The sequence below is a fragment of the Nitrosophilus sp. genome, from assembly GCF_982775275.1.
Map to the genome: position 1 here is coordinate 11,898 of NZ_CEXZHP010000018.1, position 3,719 is coordinate 15,616.

2 protein-coding genes are annotated in these 3,719 nt (G+C 35.8%); both read left to right on the plus strand.

Annotation, left to right across the window (positions count from 1 at the left end):
• Positions 1-76 precede the first annotated feature (76 nt).
• Positions 77-3,349, plus strand: coding sequence for a carbamoyl-phosphate synthase large subunit (carB, locus tag AC30RD_RS01990; RefSeq protein WP_489492488.1), 3,273 nt, complete (start codon positions 77-79; stop codon positions 3,347-3,349).
• 2 nt (positions 3,350-3,351) lie between these two features.
• The coding region (locus tag AC30RD_RS01995) for a Sua5/YciO/YrdC/YwlC family protein (protein ID WP_489492489.1) at positions 3,352-3,719 on the plus strand (368 nt) is incomplete at its 3' end.

The following is a 3,719-nucleotide window of genomic DNA, read 5'->3' on the forward strand; positions in this document are numbered from 1 at the left end:
CTCTAATATCCAAATATAACAAGATTTTTATAAACTATTTAGTAAAATACTAAAATTTCCTTCATAAGGGTGTTAAATGCCAAAAAGAGAAGATATTAATACCATACTTCTTATAGGTTCTGGTCCTATAGTAATAGGGCAGGCGTGCGAGTTTGACTATTCTGGAACTCAGGCTACAAAAACATTAAAAGAGCTTGGATATAGAGTAGTTCTTATAAACTCCAATCCAGCAACTATCATGACAGATCCAGAGTTTGCCGATAGAACATATATTGAACCAATTACTGAAGAGATAGTTTATAAAATCATACAAAAAGAGAAAGTTGACGCTATTTTACCTACGATGGGCGGACAGACCGCTTTAAACGTAGCTATGAGTATGTATGAAAAAGGAATGCTTGAAAACATTAAATTTTTGGGTGCAAAACCAGAAGCTATAAAAAAAGGGGAAGATAGACAAGCTTTTAAAGAGGCTATGCTAAAAATCGGAATGGACCTTCCAAAAAGTAGATACGCATACTCTTTAGAAGAAGCCGTTGAAGCGGCTAAAGAGATAGGCTTTCCTTTAATTATTAGGGCCTCTTACACATTAGCTGGCGGCGGAAGCGGAGTTGCTTATAATATAGACGAGTTTAAAGTTTTGGCGGCTAAAGGTTTAGAAGCTAGTCCTATAAATGAGATACTTATAGAAGAGAGCCTTCTTGGATGGAAAGAGTATGAGATGGAGGTTATACGGGACAAGGAGGATAACTGTATAATAGTTTGTTCTATAGAAAATTTAGATCCTATGGGCGTTCATACCGGCGATTCTATAACTATCGCTCCAGCTTTAACATTAACGGATAAAGAGTATCAAAGAATGAGAGATGCTTCCTTTGCGATTCTTAGAGAGATAGGAGTAGATACGGGAGGAAGTAACGTCCAATTTGCGGTTCACCCAAAAACCGGAAGAATGACCGTCATCGAGATGAATCCAAGAGTTAGCAGAAGTTCTGCGTTAGCTTCAAAGGCAACAGGATATCCTATAGCAAAAGTTGCTACACTGCTTGCGGTTGGATATACTCTTGATGAGATAAAAAACGATATAACCGGCACTCCTGCCAGTTTTGAGCCGGTAATTGACTATATCGTCACTAAAATCCCGAGATTTACTTTTGAGAAGTTTCCTCAGGCCGATTCTACGCTAACAACCTCTATGAAGAGTGTTGGAGAGGTTATGGCGATAGGAAGAACCTTTAAAGAGTCTTTCCAGAAAGCTTTATGCTCTTTAGAAACCGGTCTTAGCGGATTTGAAAAAATTGACGGGGATATTGAAAAGATAAAAAAAGAGATTAGAAGGCCAAACGAAAAAAGAGTTTTATATATAGCTCAAGCCTTTAGAGAAGGATTGAGCGTAGATGATGTTTATGAGCTTTGTAATATCGATAGATGGTTTTTATATCAGATCGAAGAGATTGTGAAATTTGAAGACAATATAGATCTTGATATTTTGCAAAACGAAGATCTTTTAAGAGAAGCCAAAACCATCGGCTTTAGCGATAAAATGATAGCAAAAATAATAAACGAAAAAGAGCATACCAATTTAAGCGAAAATGATATATATAATGCAAGAAAAAATTTAAATATAGAGCTTGAATATAACGAAGTAGATACATGTGCGGCGGAATTTAAAGCGTTAACCCCTTATCTTTACTCAACTACTAATATTAGTAAAGAAGTTAGAGAGTTAGAAAGCAAGAAAGTAAAAAAATCAAAAGATAAGCAAAAAGTTTTAATAATCGGCGGGGGACCAAACAGGATAGGTCAGGGCATTGAGTTTGATTATTGTTGCGTTCACGCGGCGTTTGCTTTAGAGGATATGGATATTGAGACTATTATGTATAACTGCAATCCAGAAACTGTGTCTACAGATTATGACACAAGCGATATTTTATATTTTGAGCCTATCGATTTTGAAAGAGTTAGAAGCGTTATAGAGACGCAAAAACCAGACGGCGTTATAGTTCATTTTGGAGGACAAACTCCCCTAAAGCTTGCAAAACCGTTAACTACCATAGGCGCTAAAATAGTAGGAACAAGCGCAAAGGTTATAGACCTTGCTGAAGATAGAGAAAAATTTAGCGATTTTGTTACAAAAAACAATCTATTGCAGCCTGAGAACGGAACCGCAACCACAAAAGAAGAGGCTTTAAAAATTGCCGCAACAATAGGCTATCCTGTTCTTGTTAGGCCAAGCTACGTTCTTGGCGGCAGGGCGATGAGAATAGTATATAACGAAGAGGAACTAAAAGAGTATATGGATGAAGCAGTTAGCGTTAGCAACGAATCGCCCGTTTTAATAGACAAATTTTTAGATCACGCAATAGAGGTTGATGTAGATGCTATAAGTGACGGAAAAGATGTATATATCGGCGGAATTATGCAACACATAGAAGAAGCGGGAATCCATTCTGGCGATAGTGCTTGTTCTTTGCCGGCAGTCTCTATAAAAGAGGATATTTTAAAAATTATAGAAGATCAAACTAAAAAAATCGCCTTGGGTCTTGGGGTAAAAGGACTTTTAAATATTCAATATGCGATATATAAAGATAAAGTTTATCTTATCGAAGTAAATCCAAGGGCTAGTAGAACGGTTCCTTTTGTTTCTAAAGCAACCGGCGTTCCTTTAGCGAAAGTTGCAACAAGGGTTATGATAAAAGGGGATTTAAAAGAGGCTTTAAAATTTTATGATAAATATGGCGTTGTAACCCAAGAGAACGGAATATTAAAACCGAAATTAAAATCCCATATTTCCGTTAAAGAAGCGGTGTTTCCTTTTAATAAATTAATTGGGGCAGATCTCATTTTAGGGCCTGAGATGAAAAGCACCGGCGAAGTTATGGGTATAAGCGACAATTTTGGTATAAGTTTCGCAAAATCCCAAATTGCAGCTGGCAATAGGTTGGTCTATGGGGGAAATCTATTTTTATCTTTGACCGATTATGATAAACCTTATGCGGCGGATATTGCAAAAATATATATAGATCTTGGTTTTAATATCTTTGCAACTTCTGGGACCCATGAAGTTTTAAAAGCAAACAAAGTTCAATCAACAAGAGTTTTAAAAATAAGCGAAGGGCGCCCAAATGTTGAAGATATGATAAAAAACGGCGAGATTGATCTAGTTATTAATACCAGCGACAATAAAGCAAGCAAGGATGATGCAAAGAGAATAAGAGAGGCGGTTTTGAGATTTAATCTTCCATATTTTACGACTATTGCTGCTGCAAGAGTCGCGGCTGAAGCCATAAAAAAATTAAAAGAGGCAAAACTAGAGCCAAAAGCTCTTCAAGATTATCTAAAGGAGTGAAATTGAAAAAAAACTTCTTCACTCCTTTTTCCCCTTATAAAATCTATCTTGTGCAAACTGATACTACAGTTGGGTTTTTGTCGCAAGATGCCAAAAAACTTGCTTTAATCAAAAAAAGAGATCCTAATAAGCCATTTTTAATCTCCGTAGATAGTTTTAAGAGATTAAAAGAGTTTTCAAAAGTTCCAAAAAAATATAAAAAATTTGTCAGAAGAAGCAAAAAAATCACATTTTTATATCCAAACAAAAAGGCGATAAGGGTTGTAAAAGAGAAAAATCATAATAAATTTTTAAAAAAATTTGGCTGGATGTTTTCAACTTCCGCAAACGAATCTGGAAAAAAGTTTGACAAAGATTTCGCTTTTAAAGC